This window comes from Sphingobacterium sp. NPDC055346 (assembly GCF_053645235.1).
This window is the reverse complement of the sequence record NZ_JBSHMI010000001.1, coordinates 12,086-35,273: the sequence shown is the minus strand read 5'-3', so window position 1 is coordinate 35,273 and position 23,188 is coordinate 12,086. Positions and strand designations below refer to the sequence as shown.

The following is a 23,188-nucleotide window of genomic DNA, read 5'->3' as shown; positions in this document are numbered from 1 at the left end:
GTAGCAATTACTTATGAACAAAAAAATTAGTTTCCTAGTTACAATAGGCTTGTGTGTCCTGAAGTTTGGATACGCACAGGAACAGCAGGTGGACCCAACTGTCTTTGGGGAAACCTTTCAGGCCAATATTATTGACCAATTAGAGAAAGATAAGGAAAAGACTTTCCTGATGTTGGATTCTGTCAAGCAAGTGGCAGGTGGCGGCGTTGTCTTCAGTGAAGAGGACGTCAATATCGCCCAGCGGATCCAAAGGATCCAGAAAACGGTCCCTTTGGAATATAATGTCCGCGTCAAGGCTTATCTGGATAAATATATTTCCAGGAATTACAAGCCTTATATGGAAAAACTGCTAGGCTTGAGCGAATATTATTTCCCGATCTATGACCAGATCTTTGCCGAACAAGGCGTGCCCGATGAGGTAAAGTATCTGTCCGTTATTGAATCTTCCCTAAACCCGCATACCGTTTCCACTTCTGGAGCCGTTGGCCCATGGCAGTTTATCTATGGCACCGCTAAGGTCTATAACCTGACCATGGATTCTAATTTTGACGAGCGAAAGGATGTATACTCGACAACCTATGCGGTCTCCAGTTATTTAAAGGAGGCTTATGATGAATTCAATGATTGGTTGTTGGCCCTGGCTTCGTATAACTGCGGTAGAGGCTGTGTGCGTCGCGCCATTATCCGTTCTGGATTGAACAGCCCGAACTACTGGGAACTGTCGCCATTCCTTCCTAAAGAAACCCAAAACTATATACCGAAATTCATTGCGATGACCTATGTGCTGAACCATGCAGAGCTGTATGGCTTGGATTCGGAGGTGAATGATCTGCAGACAGACCATAAGGTCCTAATGCTGGATAAATCGGTCAATATCAAGCAACTTGCATCTGCCTTGACCTGTTCTCCTGAACTGTTGAAGCAATTGAATCCAGGTTATAAGCGCGAAGTGGTGGTTGCAAGTCCTGAGAAACAAAGACGTTTGGTGATTCCCATTAATGAATCGATGAGCGATTCGTTGATCTATGCTGCACTGCATAATCCGCAGGACGAGGCTATTCAAAAAGCCATCGCAGCAGTGGATGTAAAAGAGGACAAGGACCATAAGGTAACAAAAGGGGAGACCTTGCAGACTATTTCTAGAAAATATGGCGTCAGCGTCCAAAACTTAATGGCTTGGAATAACCTGACTTCAAGAAGTTCGATTACAGGAAGGACCTTGGTGGTTTCAAGAGCCATTGATGAGGAACTGTCCAAGAATGTGCTGGCAGCAACCCGTGCAAAGACCGCCGTGAAAAGTAACCCTACTTATGTAACCTATGTGGTGCGTAAAGGGGATACCTTGTCAGAGATCGCTGGAAAGCACCGTGGGGCTACCGTAAACAAGATAAAATCAGATAATAACCTTCGTGGGTCTAACCTACGCATTGGTCAGAAGCTGAAGATTTATAAGGGTAAGAGTTAATAGAGGGAATACCTAAACAAATAGAATTTTAAAAGGAAGATGCGGCTATGATAAATATGCCGCATCTTCTTTTTTATCGAATTCCTCCAGGACCACCTCAACGTGTTCTTTGAGGATGGTTGAAAGCTTTAATCCATAATAATCACTGAACACCGGGAACTGATGGTGGCTACGGTCGATTAGAACGGCTGTACGCATGCGTTTTAATGGAACGTTAAGAAACACACCCAGGCCATAAGCCAAGGTCCTACCGCTGTTTAAAACGTCGTCTATCAAGATGATTACTTTATCCTTTGCTGTTTCAATCGGAACATCTGTTGTCGCTTCCAGTTTACGCTTGGTTTTTTGCACAGTTACCTTGATCAATTCAAAGGTTTTGTCAGGTGCTATTTCCATAAGTATCTTCTGTAAGCGTTCGGCAAATACATAACCGCGGTCAGCTAGACCAACAAGAACAATTGTAGACTCGTCAAAGTTATCTTCTACGATTTGATAGGCAATACGTTTGGACTTTTGAAGGATCTGCTCTTTATTGAGGATAAGTGTTTTCTTAGATGACATTGTTGCTTTTTTGATAGGGGTAAATTTAGCAAAAATTTAAAAAATAAAGTCCGAAAGCATGACTTTCGGACTTTATTTTAATATTTTATAACTCTAGTTTGATCTAGTGAAGATTGCTTTTCTGATTTGGGTTGGCATCAGCAGTCATGATACGCTCGCCATCTTCCAATTTAGGACGGCCACCGTTATAATAGTATCGCTTCCAGTAAGCTTCATTTAGGTTACTTACCATGACACCTTTACTAGATGATGCATGTGCAAATTTATCATCTCCTAAATAAACACCTACGTGGGTAATGCTTCTGCTTCTGATCTTAAAGAACACCAAGTCTCCAGGTTGTAAATCATTCTTACGAATAGGGGTTACATTGGAATATTGATTGCGGCTATTATAACCGATCGTGGTGTTGAACACATTCTCATAAACTGCCAACGAGAATTTAGAACAGTCGATCCCTCTTTTAGAATCACCTCCAAGGCGATAAGGAGTTCCTAACCATTCGTAAACAAACTGATAAAGTTTTGTGTTGGTAGTAGCGTTTGATGCAACGCCCATGATTTGAGAGAAGTATTCTTTTGCTAGGTTATCAGGGTCTGAGGATTTTTGGCTGGTTTGAGCCTGCGAGAATAGACATAAGCCTATGAATAGCATCACTGCCACTAGTTTCTTTGTTTTCATTAAATCGCTAATTTATACAACCATAAGCTCCCTGAAAACCTTCATTTTTTTGTAATTTTTCAAACGAGCTGAAGCAAATCTAATACATACTGTATAGAATTCAAAACATTCTTAAAGAAATTTAACAAAGTTTTAACACTTTTAACATTTGGATTTTTTACCTGTTTAACCTTTCATTTGTCGATTTACATTTAAATATTGGCTTAATCTGATATAGGGCTACTTTTTATAATTTTTTTTAATTTTTTTAATAAAACTACATTGTTATATAAAATTTAATAATATATTTGGACATTCAAAAACAAAATTAATGTTAAACGCATCTATTATTATTACAATTATCATTACCACCGGGGGCAATACCAGGAGGAAGTGATTCTATTGTATAGTAATTAGTACAGATATTAGAAGCCTTCCTCTTTTGAGGAAGGCTTTTTTTATTTCCGATAAAACAAACAGTAAATAAACAGAGCAAGAAAGCATGAAAATTCTAAAATTTGGCGGGACATCCGTAGGTTCCGTAGAAAGTATCAAAGCAGTATTAGCCATCGTAAAGGAATCTTACGAAGCTGGAGAAAAGCCATTGGTCGTGTTGTCAGCGATGTCAGGAATCACCAACCTGTTGACAAAAATGGCTGAAGATGCAGCGGAAGGTAAGCCTTTTGCCGAGGATCTGAAACTCTTGGAAGAGAAACACTTTGAAGTGGTCAAAAAATTAATATCCGTGAAGTTTCAAAATCCCGTGTTAACAAGATTGAAACTCTTGGTCAATGAATTGGAAGACCTGCTGCAAGGGGTTACCGCTTTAAAGGAACTTAGTAATCAGAGCAAAGATCTGATCATCTCTTATGGCGAACGCTGCAGTAATTATTTGGTCGCCAAGATCATGGAACAGGAAGTCCCCGAAGCAGAATACATCAACGCATCCCACTATATTAAAACAGATTCCAATTTTGGAAATGCCCACCTCAACGAACCGCTTACTGCACAATTAATCCAAGCACTTTCTCAAACACATGCCGATAAACTCCTATTTGTAACTGGATTCATCGGTTCTAATGATAAAGGCAGGATTACAACTTTAGGGCGTGGTGGTTCAGATTATACCGCTGCCATCTTCGGTTCGGTGCTGAATGCTTCAGCAATTGAGATCTGGACAGATGTGAACGGGATGTTGACCGCAGACCCTAGAATTGTTAAGAAAGCTTTTTCGTTGCCTGTCCTTTCCTATACTGAAGCTATGGAGCTTTCTTATTTTGGAGCGAAAGTCATCTATCCTCCAACGATGGTTCCGGCTTTTATGAAAAAGATTCCGATTGTAATCCGCAACACCTTTCAACCTAAATTCCCTGGAACGGTAATCCAGTTTGAGACTGGAAAGTCAGGTTTTCCGATCAAAGGTATCTCTTCGATTTCCGATGTGTCGGTAATTAACCTTACGGGTAGTGGAATGGTTGGTAAGTCCGGATTCAGTGGTCGTCTGTTTACCTTATTGGCTAGGGAGCAGATTAACGTCATCTTGATTACGCAATCTTCTTCCGAGCACAGTATCACTTTTGCTGTAAATCCAAGTGATTCGCAAAAGGCCGTTGAGCTTATCCAGAATGAATTCGAACTAGAGCTTTTGGCCAATAAGTTATCCCTGCCAGTTGTGGAAAGTGACCTATCCATCTTGGCAATCGTAGGGGAGAACATGAAACGTACGCCTGGCATGTCGGGTAAGTTATTCCATGCGCTTGGACGTAATGGTATCAATGTGCGTGCAATTGCTCAAGGCTCTTCAGAATTCAATATTTCAGTCATCATCAATAAGGAAGACCTTTCTAAGGCGCTGAACGCAGTACATGATGCCTTTTTCGCCGAGTTAAAGAAAACGCTTCATGTGTTCAATATTGGAACAGGCAATATTGGTTCTACTTTGTTCAGCCAATTACATAAACAGCACGCTTTCTTGGAAGAGCAAAATGATATAGAAGTCAAAGTAGTAGGTATTTCTAATTCCAGAAGGATGTATTTCAATGCCGATGGAATAGACCTTGGCAATTGGAAAGAAGAAATGGATGCTAACGGTGAAGTGGCGGATTTAGCAACCTTTATCGCAAAGATGCAGGAGATGAACCTACCAAACTGTGTGTTTATCGACAATACGGCGAGTAAATTGCCCGCAACCTATTATGAAAATATCTTTAAGGCGAATATCTCAATTGTTACCTGTAATAAGATCGCAAACTCTGGAGATTATGCTCAATATAAACTATTGCATGAGACGGCTAGAAAGCATGGTGTAGATTTCTTCTATGAAACCAATGTTGGTGCTGGCCTGCCGATTGTTAGGGTTCTTAAGGACTTGATGATGAGTGGCGACCGCTTGTTGAAGATAGAGGCTATTCTATCTGGAACCATCTCCTATATCTTTAATAATTTCAAGGGAGATGCTTCATTCTACGATGTAGTTAAGAAAGCGCAGGAGTTAGGATTTACAGAACCTGATCCCCGTGATGATTTAGGAGGGATCGATTTTATGCGTAAGATGTTGATCTTGGGTAGGGATGCTGGATATCCGATTGAGTCTACAGATGTTCAATTGGGTAATATTCTTCCAGAAAGCTGTTTGAAGGCCGATTCGGTGGATGAATTCTACGCAGAGCTGTTAAAAGCTGATGATTACTTCAATAATTTGAAAGAAGAAGCAGAAAAGCAAGGTAAGGTAATTCGATATATCGGTACATTAGAGAATGGTAAAGTTGCAATCAGTTTGCAAATGGTCGATGAGAGCCATCCATTCTATGCCTTATCAGGAAGCGATAATATTATTTCATTTACGACGGAAAGATATAAAGAACGTCCATTGGTGGTAAAAGGTCCTGGTGCTGGGGCAGAAGTTACCGCTGGAGGGGTGTTCGCAGATTTAGTAAACGTCGGAGCTTAATTCTAAAACAATAGAAATCATGTCAAATCCTGAACAATTAGTAAATAAGGAAAATATATTGAATCCAGATAAATGGTTAAAAGAAGTACGGGTGTTTGCTCCAGCAACAGTAGCAAATATGATCTGTGGCTTTGATATATTGGGTTTTGCCGTAGATAAACCTGGAGATGAGGTTTATATGCAACGGGTGGAAGAGTCTGGAGTTCGGATTCGCTCCATCCAAGGAGACGATGGCCGTTTGCCATTAGACCCTGATAAGAATACCGTGAGCGCCTGTGTCAGGATGTTGTTGAGCCATTTAGGGCTTGAAGATGAAGTCGGCGTAGAAATCGACCTGATCAAGCACATGCCTATTGGAAGTGGACTAGGTTCTAGTTCGGCGAGTACGGTGGCAGGTTTGTTTGCCATAAATGCCCTTTTGGGGAATCCTTTGACCAAGAATGAGCTGATGCCTTTCTGTGTAGAGGGTGAACGATTGGCCTGTGGTCATGGCCATGCCGATAATGTTGCTCCTGCTCTGATGGGTGGTATTACCTTGATCAGAGGTTATGAACCCCTAGATATCATCAATCTGCCTGTACCAGAAGATTTAGTAGCTGGTATTGTGTTTCCACAAGTGGATGTTCCGACAAGGGACGCAAGGCAATTGATCAAGGAAAAAGTATCCTTAAAAGATGCGGTTAATCAATGGGGCAATATAGCAGGTCTTGTGGCAGGATTATACCGTAGTGATTATGACTTGATCGGCAGAAGTATGCATGATGTATTGATCGAACCTACGCGGGCGATCTTGATACCTGAATTCTATGAAATGAAACGCATAGCGATGGAAGCTGGCGTGCTAAGCTTTGGGATCTCGGGTTCCGGACCTTCCGTGGTTGCTATCAGCAAGGGTGCTGAGGCTGCTCAATTGGCGGTAGACCGCATTCAAGAGCATTTGACAGCTAATGGTATCGATAGCTTACAGTTTGTCTCTGCAGTCAATGCGGAAGGACCCAAAATTCTTTCTTAAACCTAAACTTTTTACAATGCAATTCTATAGTACTAACAATAAAGATCTACGCGTATCCTTTCAAGAGGCAGTTTTTAATTCCCTTCCTCAAGATAAGGGACTTTATATGCCGGAGAATATCCCAAGCCTAGATCCTTTTTTCATTAAAAATATACAGCAATACTCCTTTCAGGAGATTGCCTTTCAGATAGCCAATGCGATTATCGGGAATGATATTCCTGAGAAAGACTTGAAGGCTATCATCAATGACGCTATCAATTTTGATGCACCATTACGGTTTTTAAGTCCTGATACTGCGGTGTTGGAGCTTTTCCATGGACCATCTTATGCTTTTAAGGACTTTGGTGCTCGTTTTATGAGCCGTGTTATGGGATACTTCTCAAAACAAGGCGAACAACTGTTAGACGTATTGGTAGCCACCTCTGGTGATACCGGTGGGGCTGTGGCTTTAGGCTTCCTTGGCGTCGAAGGTACCCGAGTGACCATACTATACCCAAAGGGCAAGGTCTCTAAGGTTCAGGAAGAACAATTGACTACCAATGGCCAAAACATCCGGGCATTGGAAGTGGAAGGCACCTTTGATGATTGCCAAGCCTTGGTTAAGCAGGCTTTCAATGATCCTGAGCTGAACCAAAAACTAAGGCTTACTTCCGCGAATTCTATCAATATTGCCAGATTGATTCCGCAGACCTTCTATTATTTCTGGGCCTATGCGCAGTTGAAAGCTCAGGGTATGCAAGAAGTGGTCTTCACCGTACCTAGTGGAAACTTTGGGAATATTGGAGCGGGCTTATTGGCCTATAAGATGGGATTACCGGTTTCGCATTTCGTGGCAGGTACGAATGTCAATGATACGGTGCCACGTTTCTTGAAATCAGGTCAGTACGAGCCAAAAGCCTCCGTTCAGACCTTGGCAAATGCCATGGATGTTGGAAACCCAAGTAATTGGGTCCGTATCCAAGACCTATTCCATAATAATCTTTCGGAATTGCAGGGAATAATCAGTTCATACACCTACAATGACGAAGAAACCACAAAAGGAATGGATGAGCTGTATGAGAAGTTCAAATATGTGGCCTGTCCGCATACAGCGATTGCTTACCTAGCGTCCGAAGCCTACAGGAAAGATCATCCTGGCGAATATGCTTCGGTGTTCCTATCCACGGCACATCCTTGTAAATTCCCAGAAGCGATTTCAGAGGAGGTCTATAAAGAAGTTAAACTACCAGAGGGTGCTGAGAAGCTGCAAGGCAAACCAAAGCTGGCAGTAGAGTTGAAAGTAGATTACGACGCCTTCAAGGCTTACTTGATAGAGAACAATTAATATCTTCTATACATGCAAAAAAGGATCAATTCAAGAATATCGCATTGATCCTTTTTTTATTCTAATAAAGCAAGTTATTCCAGAGTTGCCAATAGTTCTTCCAGCTTATCTAAAGGGAACCTGATTTTCGCCAATTTCCCAGTCTTTGTATTGATGATCATATAGGTAGGGTAGCTTTGTACGGACAAAGAATCTTCCAAAACCTTTACTTCTGACTTATCTAACCAAAAATTATCATATTTCTTTGGTTCTTTGGCTAGGTGGTTTTTCCAAACATCTTCTTTTTGATCAATGGAGAGCCCAATAAATTTGATGTTCTTTTTACTTGTACCTGCAATCCTTTCATATTCAGGATGCTGTTGAAGGCAAGGAACGCACCATGTTGCCCAAACATCAATAACGATATAGTCTGCTTCCTTGTATAAATCTTTGATATTGAGTTTTTCATTCTTGAGGTTACTTAACTTTAGTAAAGGAAAATCTATATTAGTCATCAATTTATTCTTATGGTCTACCATATCATATTGATTCTGCAGCTCATTGATTTTGTTCTGAGAGAGGTCTTGCTCCTTAACTTTGGCTATCAGTTCCTCGATTTGCTCCAAATGCTTCGGCGATAATTCTGGAAAGCCTGTAGACATAAACGGATTCGTTAAGAAATTCCCTAAGTATTCAACCGTCAATAAGGAATTTGGGTATTTATTTAGTGCATTGATCTTTTCATTAAATCCCCATTCTGTAATCTCTTCTAATGAGGCCTCCTTTTCCTTATATTTCTCCCTTTGTTGTTCTCGGAGAGCATTCATTTCAGCTAGTTGCTTATTCAATTCACTATCCTCTACAGATGCTTTTTTCTCTTTTGCATCTAAGGTTATTATCATGTTATTATTATCCACGATTATAGGCAATGCATCTCTTTCATAGGTAATTTCCTTTCTATTTAACAATTCATCATGTAACTCATCGAATGTTGGATATTCATTTTTGCTCAGTACAAAGAAAGAATGGTTTACCTGTTCCTTAGGCAATTCACCAGGGATCTTAAATTCAAAAGTATTGTTACTCAATTTATGCACTTGAAAACCATTAAAACTGGATAGGTGAACATACTTTATGCTGTCGCCAAAGTTGCTGATCGTGCCTTTGATGGTTACCTCTTGTGCAGAAAGGGATTGAAAGAAAATCGAAATAAATAGGAAGATAGTGATGAAAAGTCTCATAAGATGTTTATTAGTGGTTGTTATGAATATAATGAAAATAAATGTTGAAAGAGAATAAAGGTTCCAACGGTAAGAAAAGAAGAGGATAAAAATCATGAAAGGGAGTCTGTTATTCAAAGTTTTTTATTCCATGATGAATTAATTTCTTTCAATTCTATTTATTTTTGCATTCATGAATAAAATAATCCTGAATAAAGGAAAGGATAAAGCCGCTTGGCAATTACATCCATGGGTCTTTTCCGGTGCAATCTCAGCTGCCCTGGGCAAACCGCAAAATGGAGATATCGTTTCTGTCTACAACATAGAAGATGAATTTATTGCCTACGGTATATACAATGGTAACTCGAGGGTTGCGGTCCGCTTATTGGAATGGGACCCTAGTCAGGAGATCACTGAACAATGGTGGCGCAATCGGGTAAGCAAAGCGGTCAATAACCGTTTGAGCTTATTGCACGATAGCAACAATACCGTTCGATTGATCTTCGCAGAGGCCGACTTCCTACCAGGATTGATAGCCGATAAATATGCCGACTTTATTTCCGTACAGGTTCATTCCGCAGGAATTGAAAAAGTAAAGGATATTATCGTCGATCAGCTCGTTCAGTTATTACAACCCAAAGGGATCTATGAGCGCAGTGACCTGAAATCTAGAGAATATGAAGGGCTCCCTGATACCAATGGTCTTCTTTTTGGAACCGTACCTCCTGAATTCGTTGATGTCATTGAAAATGGAATACATTATCAAGTCAATATCGTAGAAGGGCAGAAGTCTGGCTTTTATTGCGATCAACGCGAAAATAGAGCCATTACGGCGAGTTATGCAAAGGATAAGAAGATGTTAGATTGCTTTAGTTACTCTGGAGGGTTTACCCTGAATGCCTTTCGCGAAGGTGCGAGCTCCATTACTTCTGTTGACAGCTCAGGACTGGCTATCGAAACCTTAAAGAACAATATCAAGCTCAATGGATTTGATAGCAGCAAACATACCGCTGTACAGTCTGATGTCAATAAATACCTGAGGGAATTGGGGGAGCAGGGAGAGAAGTTTGATGTCATCGTTTTAGATCCACCAAAATATGCACCAACAAGGTCTGCATTAGAAAAAGCTTCCCGAGCGTACAAAGACCTGAATAGACGCGGGCTTATGCTTCTTAATAGCGGAGGCCTTCTGGCTACGTTTTCCTGCTCAGGAGCCATGGACATCGATACCTTCAAACAGGTCATCGCTTGGGCCGCTCTAGACGCCGGTAAAGAAATCCAATTTATCTATCAATATTGCCAACCCGAAGACCATCCTGTCCGTGCTTCCTTCCCAGAAAGTGAGTATCTGAAAGGTTTGTTGGTTAGGGTGCTATAGAGAGACATTAGACAGGAGACACCAGACTTTAGATCAGTATAGCGAAATTTGGCTCTATTTATAATTGAGGGAAGTATAGATTAGACAATAGAAAAGGTCTTATGTCTTTTGTCCATTGTCTTATGTCTAAAATAAAAAAAACTCGCCTCAGTTTATCTGAGGCGAGTTTTTTTTATTTTATCAATTTAAGCCAAGATTCGGCCATCAGGTTGGCACCGGCCATCGTGGTATGTACACCGTCGGTGGTCCAGTAGCCGCCGTTGCTGTTTCTTTTCAGGCCTTGGTCAAAGATGCTTTGGTAGGGCAAAAAGATAGCGCCATATTCTTGAGCGATTTCTTTGGCTGCGTTCAGGTATTTTGGAAACTCAGGAAACCAAGCATCCGTAACATGCTTTACGTTCTTGACACCAAAAGGTTCGATGATAATCAATTTTACATCAGGAAGGGCTGCTTTGGTTTTGTCCAGCAACTCTTTATACTGTGCTTTATATTGCTCAGGCGAATTTTTTGCGCCACTATCCATGGTTCTCCAGAAGTCGTTTACACCGATCATAATGCTCAGGATATTGGGTTTTAGGTCCAATGCATCCTTTTGCCAGCGATTGATTAGGTCAGGAACACGGTTTCCACTGATTCCGCGATTATAGACCTTGATATCTTTGTCGGCATATTTATTAAGAAGGGTACTTGCTGCCATAAAAGCATAGCCGTTTCCAAAAGCATTGCCATCGTTAGGGTTCAGGTTTTCCTTATTTCTGCCTGCATCGGTAATCGAGTCACCTTGAAAGAGGATGACATCCCCTTGGTTGATGCTCAGTTTAGCCTTAGCACCCGTAGAAAAATCTATGGCGTTTGCGAATGATGTTCCTAAGCCGGCTGCTCCCAATGTCAACAAGCTTTTCTTTAAAAAGTCTCTTCTGTTCTCCATTTTTATGATTAAATAGGTTGATATTGTTACAGCAATTTAGCTATTCTAACAGAATTTTTCAATCCCTTCCTTAATTATTTTGCAGGATTGGATGATTTCTTCCTCACTGATCGTCAATGGAGGGGCAATGCGCAATGCCGTTTCACAATGTAGGTACCAGTCAATGATCAAGCCTTTGGATGCACAATAATTGCTCACTTGGTAGACTTGGTCAAAGTTGTCCAGTTGCAGGCACATCATCAGTCCCAAGCCACGGATTTCCTTGATTTGCGGAATTTTGAGCTCCGCCCTAAACAGATTGGCCTTGCGCTCTACCGATTCAACAAGCTTTTCCTCTTGTATCACCTTCAGGGATGCCCTTGCTGCAGCACAGCTCACCGGATGGCCGCCAAAGGTGGTGATATGACCAAGCATCGGGTTTGATTTAATCACGTCCATCATTTCCTTTGGGGCTACAAAAGCACCCAAAGGCATTCCGCCACCAATACCTTTAGCCAACATCAGGATATCCGGTACGATACCAAAATGTTCAAAGGCAAATAATTTCCCTGTCCTACCGAATCCAGTCTGTATTTCATCGAATATCAGGAGCGCTCCAGATTCCGTGCATTTCTTGCGCAGGGCTTGCATATATTCTTTGCTAGGCACCCGAACACCGGCTTCCCCTTGAATGGCTTCCACGATGACCGCTGCTGTCTTATCGCTGATCTTATCCAGGTCAGGCAGGTTATTGTATTCAATAAAGGAAATCTCAGGAAGGAGTGGGGCATAGGCTACGCGATATTCATCATTGCCGATAAGGCTCAAGGCGCCTTGCGTACTGCCATGGTAGGCCTGTTTGGCAGCGATGATTTCCCTGCGACCGGTGAATTTCTTGGCCACTTTCATCGAACCTTCTACAGCCTCCGCTCCCGAATTGGTAAAGTAAACCGATTGGAAGGAGTCAGGCAAGACTTCTAATAGTTCCGTAGCTAACAGCACCTGTGGGGCTTGGACAAACTCACCATAAACCGTCACGTGCATAAAACGGTCCAGCTGTTCCTGGATTGCTTTTAAAACTTGGGGATGTCGATGGCCAATATTGCTGACATTGAAACCAGACACCAGGTCCATATATTTCTCTCCGTTTGGCCCATATAGATATATACCTTCAGCACGGTCGATTTCTAGCAATCTTGGTGAATCTGAGGTTTGGGCAGTGTTCTTTAGGAAGAGTTCTCTATTACTTATCATGATGTGGCAAAGATAGGCATAAACAAAAACTTTCATGAACCTTTAAGAAGGGAAGGACCGTGAATTTACAGCCTTATTATAATAGCGCATAAAAAAAGAAGCCCTAGGGCTTCTTTCTTTAATGTCTTCTGCTGTTCAGTTCTTTGTACAGCAACTCTATAAATTCTTGTTCTACGGCAAAGAACTGAGATGCTCGGGATTGCCCGAGGACATCGGCGAACTTGGACCGGTATTTTTTCTTGATATCCACTTCCTGCGCATCGTATTCTATTACATCATTGCCGGGTCTGAAGGAATTGCCGCGATTGCCACTGTTGCTGTGACCTTGCGATTTCTTTGACTTGACACCTCTGATTTCTTTCGAGTACTGATTGTACAGTGGAAAGAATTGCTGTGCTTCGGTTGGAGTTAATCTCAGTTGTTTGGTAATATAAGCCGCCTTCTGCTTCTCAATTGCTTCAAATCTTTCTTGGCGTGACTGTCCATTCGCAACAAAACAAGCTATCCAAATCAAACAGAGCGTTGAAATAATATGTTTTAAACGAATCATTATAAATTATAATTTAAGTAATCTTCTAAAACTTCCTTATCGATTCCCTCCCCCACATTTAGTGCTTCCTCTGGCTGATAGATGTACTCTGCATAGTACTCTAGGTCAGAAGCATCACTGTAATTGGAAAGGTAGTTGATAATTTCATCTTCTGGAATTTCATTCAACGACACCTTTTCCGCTTGCATGGGTTGGTTGTATTCTGCATTGTAAACAGATACCCCGATCACTGCGGCTACACAGGCTGCAGCGGCCGAGCTCAACCAAGCATACACTTTTCTTTTCTTCCCAGAAACTGAAGTTTCAGACTCATTACGTGAAGGCAATTGAATGACCTTCTTGTCCTGAACTTTGTCAAGGATAGCGGTTGACAGCTGATCGAAATAACCCGCAGGTACTTCAAACCCATCTGCCTGAACTTTAGATTTCAATTCTTCGGTATAGATTGAAGCCATGATTTGATCATCAGCTTCTTCAAAATAACCCTCAGGAACGGTAAATCCTGGTTCAGCTATCTCTAGCGTTAACTCTTCTTCTTCAATTCTGTCTAGAATACGAGCAGTCAAGTTATCAAAGTAACCAGCAAGAACTTCTGTTTCTTCCATTTCTCTGACCCCGTCTATGTGGACTTGGCCAAGGATCTGCTCACTCAATTGATCAAAATACTGCTCAGGCACACTGAAGTTTTCAGCATCTCTGTACTGGTCGATCTTGATCTGACCTAACAGTTGGGACTCTTGTTGTTCAAAGAATCCATTTGGAGTGCTCAATCCTACTTTTCCTGTGTCTGAAATTTGATCAAGTTTAGCGAAGAACAGACTTCTTTCGGTTAGCTTTTCAAAGTAATTTTCAGGTACAATGAAAGGGTTGACACGCAACGAGTTAGGTAGTTGGTTGCCTCCTAAGTTTTCGTAATATGTGTTATTTTCTTTCATAGTACCATAATAGATAGTTTTTGCGGCAAAAGGTTTAATCGTTTGAGGCAAAAAAGTTCTCTATTTTTTTAACTGCTAAGTGGTACGAAGCTTTTAAGGCTCCGACACTGGTTCCTAACACCTCGGATATCTCTTCGTACTTCATGTCCTCGAAATATTTCATGTTAAAGACCAGCCTTTGTTTGTCCGGCAAGATCAAAAGAGCTTGCTGTAATTTCATTTGTGCCTTGTCACCATTGAAATAGGCACCGTCTGCCAAGGAGTCTGCAAGATAAGCAGAGCTATCATCATCCAATGAAACACTCTGCTTTTGCTTTTTCTTGTTCAAAAAGGTGATACACTCATTGGTAGCAATGCGGTATAACCAAGTATACAATTGCGAATCTTCCCTGAATTTCTCAAGATTGCGCCATACTTTGATAAAGATATCTTGTACAACATCATCGGCATCGTCGTGGTCAATGACCATACGTCTGACATGCCAATAAATCTTTTGCTGATATTTTTTAAGCAATAAGCGGAATGCCTCTTCACGAGTTTTTTCATCCGCAAACTTTGCTATTATCAGGGAATCTTCCATAGATTGTTATTTTCTTGTAATGACTTTACGTACTGCATTAACAATATTTGCAGCATTTAAACCGTATTTTTCCATCAATTGAGCTGGAGTTCCCGACTCGCCGAAGCTATCGTTCACTGCAACATACTCCTGTGGAGTAGGTAATTTCTGTGCCAATAATTGCGCCACGCTATCGCCAAGACCGCCAAGACGGTTGTGCTCTTCAGCGGTAACCACACAGCCTGTTTTGGTCACTGATTTTAGGATCGCTTCTTCATCCAATGGTTTAATGGTGTGGATATTGATGATTTCAGCATTGATGCCTAATTTCTCCAATTCTTCACCCGCTTGGATCGCTTCCCAAACCAAATGACCTGTTGCTACGATCGTAACATCGGTACCTTCATTTAACATTACCGCTTTGCCGATCTCAAATTTTTGGTCAGCAGGAGTGAAGTTAGGAACTACTGGACGTCCGAAACGAAGGTAAACAGGACCTTCATGGTCTACTAACGCAACAGTAGCCGCTTTTGTTTGGTTGTAGTCACATGGATTGATCACCGTCATACCAGGCAACATTTTCATCAGACCGATATCTTCCAAGATCTGGTGAGTAGCACCATCTTCTCCTAAAGTCAAACCAGCGTGTGAAGCACAGATCTTAACGTTCTTGCCTGAGTACGCAATTGATTGACGAATTTGGTCATAAACACGACCAGTTGAGAAGTTGGCAAAAGTTCCAGTAAAAGGAATCTTACCTCCAATGGTAAGACCAGCAGCGATACCCATCATGTTCGCTTCCGCAATACCAATTTGGAAGAAACGCTCTGGATAAGCTTTTATAAAGTCGTTCATTTTCAATGAACCGATCAAGTCAGCACATAAGGCTACTACGTTCTCATTTTTCTGGCCAGCTTCCAATAAACCAGCACCGAAACCTGAACGTGTATCTTTTGATTCTGTGTATGTATATTTTTTCATTACAAATACTATCGTAAACAGTGATTAATAATCGCCTATGGTTCTAGGGATTTGGTTTAAAGCAGATTCTAATTGCTCGTCGTTTGGAGCAACTCCATGCCATTTGTGTGAGCCCATCATGAAATCAACACCTGAACCCATTTCAGTGTGCAATAAGATGATCACTGGTTTGCCTTTTCCAGTACGAGATTTAGCCTCGTCCAATCCAGCAATTACAGATGCCATGTCATTACCTTTGTTCACTTCCAATACGTCCCATCCAAAAGCTTCCCATTTAGCACGTAGGTTTCCTAATGACAATACATCATCAGTTGAACCATCGATCTGCGCACGGTTGTAATCCACTGCTGCGATCAAATTGTCTACTTTATTGTGAGGCGCGTACATAGCAGCTTCCCAAACCTGACCTTCTTGCAATTCACCGTCGCCCATCAATACATAAACCAAATTGTTGTCTTTGTTCAACTTTTTAGCTTGTGCTGCACCGATAGCCACTGAAAGACCTTGGCCTAAAGAACCTGAAGCGATACGGATTCCTGGAAGGTGCTCATGTGTAGTCGGATGACCTTGAAGACGAGAGTTGATTTTTCTGAAAGTAGCTAATTCGCTCACTGGAAAATAACCAGCTCTAGCCAATGTACTGTAGAAAACTGGAGAGATGTGACCGTTAGACAAGAAGAAAATATCTTCACCAATGCCATCCATGTTGAAAGATGGGTCATTTTTCATCGCGTGAAAGTACAAGGCCACAAAGTAGTCAGTACAACCCAATGATCCCCCTGGGTGTCCTGATTGGCATGCATGCACCATACGAACAATGTCTCTTCTTACTTGCGAAGCGATCTGTTCTAATTTGTTTATATCTGCACTCATTTTAAAGTATAAAGTTTCGATTATTTTGCCGATAAAGTTAGTGATTTTTAATGGAGTGCCCTTGAAAAAGCTGAATTATTTAGACCGTAACCAACGGTTCCAAAGGAATTTTGTCCACAATTCACATTTATCTGAAAATTTAAAGTCTAGGCTGTCAATTGACCTGCTCTGAATATACACATATTTTTGGAATGGTTTAGAATAACTAAAACCTAAAATTCCGATTGTCATCTACCAAAGCATCCGAGCCTTAATTTGCTCTTATTCGAGACATGTTTTGAATTTTCCGAATATGTCTCGAATATGGGTAAAAGTATTCCCGAAGCCCATGCCACATTTTTTGTCCATTTTGGAACCAAATGCCACAAAAAAAGAGTCGCCCTTTCAGGCAACTCTTCCCTATAATTTTTGATTCAGTTTATTAATACTTAAAATCTAAATCCCTTCAAACAAGGTCTAAATACTAACTACTAAATACTTTCTGTTCTATATTACATTGCATTTGCTACCACTTCCTCCACTTCAGGGACCATGCGCTTCAATAAACCTTCGATTCCGGCTTTTAAGGTAATGGTTGAAGATGGGCAACCTGAACACGATCCGCGGAGTTCCACGGTAACTGTTCCATTGTCAAAGGATTTGTAGGCAATAGCACCACCGTCCTGTTCTACCGCTGGGCGAACATAGTCGTGCAATACCTGTTGGATTTTTATTTCTACATCATTTCCTTCAAAGACTACGTCTTCTGAATGTTCAACAGGTTTCACTGCCAATTCAGATTCTACAGCGCCCTTAACGAATTCTTTCAATAAGGCTTCGATATCATCCCATTCTGCATCTTCAGTCTTGGTAATGGTAACGAAATTGCTGGCGAAGAAAACGCCATTTACAAAGTTGAACTTGAACAGTTCCTTTGCAAAAGCAGATTCCTGCGCTTTTTCTCTATCTGGATAATCCAAGCTTCCGTTGATCAACAGTTTGTTGACCAAGAACTTCATTGTTGCTGGATTTGGGGTGCTTTCTGTATATACGTTAATCGTTGCCATGAATTCTAATTGTAAAATAAAAACACAAATATACTGTTAATACCTATTGCTAAGCGTCATTACTTCGTAAAAGCTTACAGCTTTACGCCCGTGTAATTGCTTGGAGAGATGGCTTTGATCTCTTCTTTCACCTCTTCTGTAACATTCAACTGATCCACAAATGCCGCAATCGTGTCCTTGGTCACGTGGGTATTGGTACGGGTCAGGTCCTTCAATGCCTCGTAAGGTTTTGGATAGCCTTCGCGTCTCAATATGGTTTGGATCGCTTCTGCTACCACGGCCCAGTTGTTTTCAAGGTCGGCTTGGAAGGCTGCTTCGTTCAAGATCAATTTCCTCAATCCTCTCAAAGTAGATTTGATTGCGATCAAGGTATAGGAGAATGGAACGCCGATGTTTCTGAGAACAGTGGAGTCGGTCAGGTCTCTCTGTAATCTGGAGATTGGAAGTTTTGCTGCTAGGTGTTCCAATACCGCATTTGCCAAGCCTAGGTTTCCTTCAGCATTTTCAAAATCGATAGGGTTTACCTTATGTGGCATCGCTGAGGAACCAATCTGTCCTGCAGTAATCTTTTGTTTGAAGTAATCCATGGAGATATAGGTCCATATATCACGACAAAGGTCGATAATGATATTGTTGATTCGCTTTAAGCCATCGCAGCTGGCAGCGAAGTTATCATAGTGTTCAATTTGGGTAGTGGTTTGCGATCGATCAAGGCCCAATGTTTCGTTAACGAATTTATTGCCGAAGGCAACCCAATCATGATTCGGGTAGGCAACATGGTGCGCGTTTAAGTTCCCAGTTGCTCCGCCGAACTTAGCTGAGAATGGAACTTGGTTCAACAGGTGCAACTGTTTTTCGATACGTTCTACAAATACTTTGATTTCTTTTCCTAAACGGGTAGGAGAGGCAGGTTGTCCATGTGTACGGGCCAACATGGAAACATTCTCCCATTCTGCACTCAGTTTTTTCAATTCCTCCAGCAATTCGCTGATGGCAGGTTGGTAAACCTCTTTCAGGGCATCCTTCCAGGAATGCGGGATTGCGGTATTATTGATGTCCTGGGATGTCAAGCCAAAGTGGATGAATTCAAGGGAGTCATGCAGACCTAATTTCTCAAATTCATTTTTCAGGAAGTACTCCACGGCTTTCACATCATGGTTCGTTACCTTTTCTGTATCCTTAATCCATTGCGCATCTTCCAAACTGAAGTTTTTGTAGATATCACGTAACTTATCATTTAAGCTACCATCAAAATGGCTCAATTGCGGAATACCTGATTCACTGAGCGCGATAAAGTATTCTACTTCAACTAAGACACGGTATTTTATTAATGCGAACTCTGAGAAGTAATTCGATAGATCTTTGGTGGTATTGTAATATCTGCCATCAATGGGTGTGATTGCAGTCAATGGGGATAAAGTCATTTTATTTTCTTTAGTACGGATGCAAAAATAAGAAATATTAGACATAAGACACAAGACAGTAGACAAAAGACAGGGTACTGTTTTGATTTAGCTTTTAATAGACGGAGAGTTTTCTGTTGTCTGATGTCTCATGTCTGATGTCTAAAAAAGCCCTAAAACAACAAAAGCTCGTTTCTTAAACGAGCTCTTGATGTATTTTTAAAATCTGTTCGGATTATTGAACGTTTTTCAAAGAATCAGCGATAGAATCACCAGTTGCACGAACTGAATCAGCAACATTTTCTAATGAATCAGCTACGTTTTCAGTAGTTGAATCTACAACGTTTGACAAAGAGTCAGCAGTAGCTTCAGTTTTAGTTTCTGCGTTGTTACAAGAAGCAACACCGATAGTTAATGCTAAACCTAAGAATCCGAATTTGAATAAATTTTTCATTTTTAATTTTCTATTTAGTTGAAACAAATTTGTTTATTTAATTCTTAATACCCAATACCTAAAAAGGTAACCCAAGAAAAGATATTTTTTTAAAATTTTTATTGAACCTTTTGATTTTCAGTCGTTTGATTTTAAATATTTTCCTTAAGGCAGCGCAAATATACTACTGTTTTGCTGATTTGCAACAAGAAAAAACAAAAATTGTTATATTTCTGTTAAATTTTTAAAAGAATACTATGCTAGAAAGACTACAGAACATCCTAAAACTCATGAAATCAGTAGATTTGGAGCAATTGGAGAAGATATCGAAGAAAGTGGATTTGGCGGAAGTTTTGGGTGCAGTTTCGAAAATGGACGAAAATCAGCTCAAAATGGCCATGAAAATGTTGACTGGAAGTAAAAAGAAAAAAGATCCACCTCCAATCAATGCTGACTTTTATGATATATCGGCAAAACTTTCGGAAGAGGATAGAGCCCTGCAGATGAAAGTCAGGACCTTCCTGGAAACTGAAATACAGCCCATCGTCAATAAATATTGGTTACATGATGAATTTCCTTTCGAGATCATTCCCAAGTTGAGGGAACTCAATGTCTGTGGTTATGTTTATGATGGTTATGGCTGTGCAGGTGGTACTTCCCTTATGGATGGTATTATTGCCGCTGAATTCGGCCGCGTCGATCCTTCCATTGCTACCTTCCTGGGTGTACAGAGCGGTTTGGCCATGGGGTCTATCTATATGTGCGGTTCGGATGAGCAGAAAAATGAATGGTTGCCGGCCATGCAACAGCTGAACAAGATTGGTGCTTTCGGCTTGACGGAACCTTTGGTAGGTTCTGCGACAGCTGGTGGTTTGACCACGACCTGTAAACGTGATGGAGATAATTGGATATTGAACGGTCAAAAGAAATGGATAGGTAACTCTACCTTTTCGGATATCACCATAATCTGGGCAAGGGACCTGGATGACCAACAGGTGAAAGGTTTTATTGTCCGCAAGGAGAATCCTGGCTTTGCCGTAGAGAAGATCAAGGATAAGATGGCCTTGCGCATTGTGCAGAATGGCCTGATCACCTTGACAGATTGTGTTGTTCCGGAATCAGATCGTATGCCTTATGCCAATTCCTTCAAGGATACGGCCAAGGTGCTTCAGATGACGAGGGCTGGAGTGGCATGGATGGCTGTTGGATGTGCTCGTGGAGCCTATGAAAATGCATTGGACTATACCATCAAGCGAGAACAATTTGGTAAACCCATCGCTTCCTTCCAGTTGATCCAAAACCACCTGGTTGAAATGTTGTCCAATCTGACCGCCATGCAAACGCTGGTGTTCCGTCTTTCGGAATTACAGGACGACGAAAAACTTAGAGATGAACATGCTTCCTTGGCCAAGGTCTTCTGTACCCTTCGCATGCGCGATATCGTATCCAAGGCCCGCGAGGTAATGGGCGGAAACGGTATCCTATTGGAATATAACGTAGCTCGCTTCCTTGCAGACGCCGAAGCTATCTACTCTTACGAAGGAACCAAAGAAATCAATTCCTTGATCGTTGGAAGAAGTATTACGGGATTTAGTGCTTTTGTGTAAAGGGAGATGTGAGATATGAGATTTGAGATTTGAGATAGAAAGGGTACATTTTATCGATTCTAAAATCCATAAAATTTATCAAGATTGATATCTCATATCTCAATACTCACATCTCAATACTAATAAAATAGCTATTACGGTTGATATCTCATATCTCAATACTCACATCTCAATACTAATAAAACAACAATCCCCGGTTTTTTCTGACCGGGGATTGTTGTTTTATTTTTTGTCCTTATTCTGTTGAGCGGCTTGTTGAGCTCTCATCATTTCTTCCATTTTCTTTTGGAAGGAGGATTGTTTCTTTTCAGATGCTGGTTTCTTTTTGTTTGCTTCGATACCTGCAAGGATCTTGTCGTCGTTTACGAATTGACGGATGATCACTTGGGTTAAGAAGGTAAGAACCGCAGACAGGAAGTAGTAATAGTTCAGACCTGCTGGGAAGCTATTCAGTACAAAGAAGAATACCAATGGCATGATGTACCCGATGTATTTCATTTGGTTGTTTACAGCTCCTGATGTGGAGTTGTTGTACCAAGTGGTCAACAAAGTTGTCAAGGTCATCAAGATACACATGAACGAGATGTGGTCTACACCTAATAAAGGAAGAGGTGCAAAGGTGATCGGTGCATCGTATGTTGATAAGTCTTTGATCCACATGAAGCTTTCTCCACGTAATTCGAACAAGTTCGGGAAGAAGAAGAAGAATGCTAAGGTGAAAGGCATCTGAAGCAATAGAGGAAGACATCCGCCAAGTGGGTTTACTCCAGCTTGTTTGTAAAGCTTCATCTGTTCCTGTTGCAATAACATTGGATTGTCATCACCAACTTTTGCTTTGATCTCGTCCAGCTGAGGTTTTAACACACGCATTTTACCCATAGATTGGTAAGACTTGTAGGTTAATGGGAACATCAGGAGTTTAAGGAACAAGGTAAGGATCAAGATTACGATACCATAGTTCATGTTGAAACCATCTAAGAAATCGAAGATAGGAACGGTGATGAATTTATTGATCCAGCCCATTGGTCCCCAGCCCATATTAATGATTTTGTCGAAACCATTCCCTTCAGCCTTTAACGTTTTGTATTGGTTAGGACCGAAGAAGAAGCTGAAGCCATGAAGGCTTTCATTTTGTTTGTTTAATGCCAGTTCAGTGGAAGCACGGTAATGTTTTACCACACTGTCTTGAGTGATCAAGGTTGATTTAAGGTCTGCATTTACGAAACCTTCTTTGCTGGTCAGGATGCTAGAGAAGAAGTGTTGTTTGAAAGCAATCCAAGATACTTTCTTTTCTAATTTCTCTTCATCATCGCTAGTTTCTGAAAGATGGTCTACAGAACCGTCTACTTCTTTATAGAAGATTCCCGACTTCTCACGTTCAGACTTTACGTTACGCTCTTTTTGCATTAAAGTGGTTTCCCAGTTCAATAACATTTTATTCGAGCTTACATCCACCAAGCTTCCGATTCCAACGGTTTTGATGTCAAACTGAACGTTGTAATCATTGCCTTTTAAGGTATAGATATAATCAATGTATTTGTCTGCAGCGTATGAAAGGCGCATGGTCAATGATTTGGCGTCCTGTCCAGCGACCGAGAAGCTAGCTCCTTGGGCTTGGAAGAACAGGTCATTCGTTTTTACAGCCTTTCCAGGGATATTGAATTCAAGGCCAAAACGGTTGTCATCGCCTTCGAATAAGATAAGTTTAGATCCGTCAAAATTGGTCTCACCCTTAAGTTCAACTGATTTTACACGACCACCTTTGGTGCTTACGTTTACTTTAAGGAGTTCGTTTTCCAACGTAACGATCTGTTCCGAACCTACGGAAGCAGAACCAAAAGGTTGGCTCAACAGCACAGAATCTGCAACGGCAGGAGTGGTAGTGGTAGCAGCTTTTAAGGAGTCGCTGATCGGAGCCAAACCTTCTTTTGCTCTTTTGATTGAATCTTGATGTTGTTGTTCCTTTTTGATCTCGGCATCGGATGGCTTCAGGAAGTAGAAGGATCCAGCCAAAATGGCAAAGATGAAGATGAAACCTAGAATGTTATTTCTATCCATTGTTTATTAATTACTATTAATATATAGAGGTCTAA

20 protein-coding genes are annotated in these 23,188 nt (G+C 41.1%); 6 read left to right on the top strand and 14 right to left on the bottom strand.

Going from position 1 to position 23,188, the window contains the following annotated elements:
- Window positions 1-13 precede the first annotated feature (13 nt).
- Entirely contained in the window at window positions 14-1,465 is a 1,452-nt protein-coding gene (locus tag ACWICE_RS00135) for a lytic transglycosylase domain-containing protein (RefSeq protein WP_185216082.1), read from the top strand.
- 45 nt (window positions 1,466-1,510) lie between these two features.
- Here ACWICE_RS00135 and ACWICE_RS00130 read toward each other — a convergent pair whose 3' ends face one another.
- Window positions 1,511-2,026, bottom strand: a complete 516-nt coding sequence (locus tag ACWICE_RS00130) for a phosphoribosyltransferase family protein (RefSeq protein WP_185210686.1) — start codon at window positions 2,024-2,026, stop codon at window positions 1,511-1,513.
- A gap of 103 nt (window positions 2,027-2,129) precedes the next feature.
- Complete coding sequence (locus ACWICE_RS00125; protein WP_185210684.1) at window positions 2,130-2,705, bottom strand: C40 family peptidase; 576 nt, start codon at window positions 2,703-2,705, stop codon at window positions 2,130-2,132.
- A 481-nt stretch (window positions 2,706-3,186) separates the two neighbouring features.
- On the opposite strand from ACWICE_RS00125, the gene thrA reads away from it, so the two are divergent.
- The 3 genes from thrA to thrC are packed head-to-tail and all read left to right on the top strand — an operon-like array spanning window position 3,187 to window position 7,970.
- Window positions 3,187-5,634, top strand: a complete 2,448-nt coding sequence (gene thrA / locus ACWICE_RS00120; protein ID WP_454297374.1) for a bifunctional aspartate kinase/homoserine dehydrogenase I — start codon at window positions 3,187-3,189, stop codon at window positions 5,632-5,634.
- Between the two features lie 19 nt (window positions 5,635-5,653).
- Window positions 5,654-6,646, top strand: coding sequence for a homoserine kinase (locus ACWICE_RS00115; RefSeq protein WP_454297373.1), 993 nt, complete (start codon window positions 5,654-5,656; stop codon window positions 6,644-6,646).
- A 16-nt stretch (window positions 6,647-6,662) separates the two neighbouring features.
- Window positions 6,663-7,970: a threonine synthase gene (gene thrC / locus ACWICE_RS00110; protein WP_454297372.1), complete on the top strand. Its 1,308-nt coding sequence runs from the start codon at window positions 6,663-6,665 to the stop codon at window positions 7,968-7,970.
- 74 nt (window positions 7,971-8,044) lie between these two features.
- On the opposite strand, the gene ACWICE_RS00105 is transcribed toward thrC, so the two are convergent.
- A complete protein-coding gene (locus ACWICE_RS00105) occupies window positions 8,045-9,190 on the bottom strand; it encodes a TlpA family protein disulfide reductase (RefSeq protein WP_454297371.1) in 1,146 nt (381 codons plus the stop codon).
- A gap of 172 nt (window positions 9,191-9,362) precedes the next feature.
- Between ACWICE_RS00105 and ACWICE_RS00100 the strand changes: the two genes are divergently transcribed.
- Window positions 9,363-10,547, top strand: coding sequence for a class I SAM-dependent rRNA methyltransferase (locus tag ACWICE_RS00100; RefSeq protein WP_185216088.1), 1,185 nt, complete (start codon window positions 9,363-9,365; stop codon window positions 10,545-10,547).
- A gap of 172 nt (window positions 10,548-10,719) precedes the next feature.
- On the opposite strand, the gene ACWICE_RS00095 is transcribed toward ACWICE_RS00100, so the two are convergent.
- From ACWICE_RS00095 to ACWICE_RS00050, 10 genes are all read right to left on the bottom strand, one after another.
- Window positions 10,720-11,475, bottom strand: coding sequence for an SGNH/GDSL hydrolase family protein (locus ACWICE_RS00095; RefSeq protein WP_254529689.1), 756 nt, complete (start codon window positions 11,473-11,475; stop codon window positions 10,720-10,722).
- Window positions 11,476-11,520: 45 nt separating this feature from the next.
- Window positions 11,521-12,708 (bottom strand): aspartate aminotransferase family protein, encoded by a 1,188-nt coding sequence (locus ACWICE_RS00090; RefSeq protein ID WP_313260174.1) that lies wholly within the window; start codon window positions 12,706-12,708, stop codon window positions 11,521-11,523.
- A 118-nt stretch (window positions 12,709-12,826) separates the two neighbouring features.
- On the bottom strand, window positions 12,827-13,258 hold the full coding sequence (locus ACWICE_RS00085; protein ID WP_214648388.1) for a hypothetical protein: 432 nt from the start codon (window positions 13,256-13,258) through the stop codon (window positions 12,827-12,829).
- Window positions 13,258-14,193, bottom strand: a complete 936-nt coding sequence (locus tag ACWICE_RS00080) for a hypothetical protein (RefSeq protein ID WP_454297370.1) — start codon at window positions 14,191-14,193, stop codon at window positions 13,258-13,260. The genes ACWICE_RS00085 and ACWICE_RS00080 overlap by 1 nt, the downstream gene beginning before the upstream one ends.
- Before the next feature lie 34 nt (window positions 14,194-14,227).
- On the bottom strand, window positions 14,228-14,773 hold the full coding sequence (locus ACWICE_RS00075; RefSeq protein WP_185210669.1) for an RNA polymerase sigma factor: 546 nt from the start codon (window positions 14,771-14,773) through the stop codon (window positions 14,228-14,230).
- Between the two features lie 6 nt (window positions 14,774-14,779).
- Window positions 14,780-15,733, bottom strand: a complete 954-nt coding sequence (locus ACWICE_RS00070; protein ID WP_185210668.1) for a transketolase family protein — start codon at window positions 15,731-15,733, stop codon at window positions 14,780-14,782.
- Window positions 15,734-15,757: 24 nt separating this feature from the next.
- Window positions 15,758-16,606 (bottom strand): transketolase, encoded by an 849-nt coding sequence (locus ACWICE_RS00065; protein ID WP_185210666.1) that lies wholly within the window; start codon window positions 16,604-16,606, stop codon window positions 15,758-15,760.
- Between the two features lie 491 nt (window positions 16,607-17,097).
- The gene (locus ACWICE_RS00060) at window positions 17,098-17,652 is read right to left on the bottom strand and encodes a NifU family protein (RefSeq protein ID WP_093098771.1); all 555 of its coding nucleotides are present in this window, start codon (window positions 17,650-17,652) and stop codon (window positions 17,098-17,100) included.
- Window positions 17,653-17,726: 74 nt separating this feature from the next.
- Window positions 17,727-19,076, bottom strand: coding sequence for an adenylosuccinate lyase (gene purB, locus ACWICE_RS00055; protein WP_454297369.1), 1,350 nt, complete (start codon window positions 19,074-19,076; stop codon window positions 17,727-17,729).
- A gap of 214 nt (window positions 19,077-19,290) precedes the next feature.
- Window positions 19,291-19,509, bottom strand: coding sequence for a hypothetical protein (locus tag ACWICE_RS00050; RefSeq protein WP_185210662.1), 219 nt, complete (start codon window positions 19,507-19,509; stop codon window positions 19,291-19,293).
- A gap of 236 nt (window positions 19,510-19,745) precedes the next feature.
- Between ACWICE_RS00050 and ACWICE_RS00045 the strand changes: the two genes are divergently transcribed.
- On the top strand, window positions 19,746-21,095 hold the full coding sequence (locus tag ACWICE_RS00045) for an acyl-CoA dehydrogenase family protein (RefSeq protein ID WP_185210660.1): 1,350 nt from the start codon (window positions 19,746-19,748) through the stop codon (window positions 21,093-21,095).
- A gap of 222 nt (window positions 21,096-21,317) precedes the next feature.
- Here ACWICE_RS00045 and yidC read toward each other — a convergent pair whose 3' ends face one another.
- Window positions 21,318-23,153: a membrane protein insertase YidC gene (gene yidC, locus ACWICE_RS00040; RefSeq protein ID WP_185210658.1), complete on the bottom strand. Its 1,836-nt coding sequence runs from the start codon at window positions 23,151-23,153 to the stop codon at window positions 21,318-21,320.
- Window positions 23,154-23,188 lie beyond the last annotated feature (35 nt).

Coding starts and splice junctions, on each gene's coding strand:
- ACWICE_RS00065 (WP_185210666.1), bottom strand. CDS start 16,606: ATGAGTGCAGATATAAACAAATTAGAACAGATCGCTTCGCAAGTAAGA.
- ACWICE_RS00070 (WP_185210668.1), bottom strand. CDS start 15,733: ATGAAAAAATATACATACACAGAATCAAAAGATACACGTTCAGGTTTC.
- ACWICE_RS00115 (WP_454297373.1), top strand. CDS start 5,654: ATGTCAAATCCTGAACAATTAGTAAATAAGGAAAATATATTGAATCCA.
- ACWICE_RS00105 (WP_454297371.1), bottom strand. CDS start 9,190: ATGAGACTTTTCATCACTATCTTCCTATTTATTTCGATTTTCTTTCAA.
- yidC (WP_185210658.1), bottom strand. CDS start 23,153: ATGGATAGAAATAACATTCTAGGTTTCATCTTCATCTTTGCCATTTTG.
- ACWICE_RS00075 (WP_185210669.1), bottom strand. CDS start 14,773: ATGGAAGATTCCCTGATAATAGCAAAGTTTGCGGATGAAAAAACTCGT.
- ACWICE_RS00045 (WP_185210660.1), top strand. CDS start 19,746: ATGCTAGAAAGACTACAGAACATCCTAAAACTCATGAAATCAGTAGAT.
- ACWICE_RS00100 (WP_185216088.1), top strand. CDS start 9,363: ATGAATAAAATAATCCTGAATAAAGGAAAGGATAAAGCCGCTTGGCAA.
- thrC (WP_454297372.1), top strand. CDS start 6,663: ATGCAATTCTATAGTACTAACAATAAAGATCTACGCGTATCCTTTCAA.
- ACWICE_RS00090 (WP_313260174.1), bottom strand. CDS start 12,708: ATGATAAGTAATAGAGAACTCTTCCTAAAGAACACTGCCCAAACCTCA.
- ACWICE_RS00095 (WP_254529689.1), bottom strand. CDS start 11,475: ATGGAGAACAGAAGAGACTTTTTAAAGAAAAGCTTGTTGACATTGGGA.
- ACWICE_RS00085 (WP_214648388.1), bottom strand. CDS start 13,258: ATGATTCGTTTAAAACATATTATTTCAACGCTCTGTTTGATTTGGATA.
- ACWICE_RS00050 (WP_185210662.1), bottom strand. CDS start 19,509: ATGAAAAATTTATTCAAATTCGGATTCTTAGGTTTAGCATTAACTATC.
- ACWICE_RS00135 (WP_185216082.1), top strand. CDS start 14: ATGAACAAAAAAATTAGTTTCCTAGTTACAATAGGCTTGTGTGTCCTG.
- purB (WP_454297369.1), bottom strand. CDS start 19,076: ATGACTTTATCCCCATTGACTGCAATCACACCCATTGATGGCAGATAT.
- ACWICE_RS00060 (WP_093098771.1), bottom strand. CDS start 17,652: ATGGCAACGATTAACGTATATACAGAAAGCACCCCAAATCCAGCAACA.
- ACWICE_RS00080 (WP_454297370.1), bottom strand. CDS start 14,193: ATGAAAGAAAATAACACATATTACGAAAACTTAGGAGGCAACCAACTA.
- thrA (WP_454297374.1), top strand. CDS start 3,187: ATGAAAATTCTAAAATTTGGCGGGACATCCGTAGGTTCCGTAGAAAGT.
- ACWICE_RS00125 (WP_185210684.1), bottom strand. CDS start 2,705: ATGAAAACAAAGAAACTAGTGGCAGTGATGCTATTCATAGGCTTATGT.
- ACWICE_RS00130 (WP_185210686.1), bottom strand. CDS start 2,026: ATGTCATCTAAGAAAACACTTATCCTCAATAAAGAGCAGATCCTTCAA.